Origin of the sequence: Stenotrophomonas sp. GbtcB23 (assembly GCF_019091045.1) — a bacterium.
Classification (GTDB): Bacteria; Pseudomonadota; Gammaproteobacteria; order Xanthomonadales; family Xanthomonadaceae; genus Stenotrophomonas; species Stenotrophomonas rhizophila_A.
The window spans coordinates 1-228 of record NZ_JAGXKC010000795.1; the positions used below are offsets into that span (position 1 = coordinate 1).

At 67.5% G+C, this 228-nt stretch carries 1 protein-coding gene; it reads left to right on the top strand.

The genetic code is table 11. The features are described 5' to 3' along the window. The coding region (locus tag KVS69_RS20955; protein WP_217540287.1) for an ATP-binding cassette domain-containing protein at window positions 1–228 on the top strand (228 nt) is incomplete at both ends.

Genomic DNA, 228 nt, shown 5'->3' on the forward strand with positions numbered 1-228 from the left:
GGCGACCGGATCGGCCTGATCGGTCCCAACGGCAGCGGCAAGACCACGCTGCGCAAGCTGCTGCTGGGCGACCTGGCGCCGGACAGCGGCGAAGTGCGCGCCGGCTCCAACCTGCAGATCGCGTATTTCGACCAGTACCGTTCGGTGCTGCGCGCGGACTGGACCGCGATCGTGCACGTGTCCGAAGGCCGCTGTTTCCTCGAGGTCAACGGCATACGCAAGCACGTG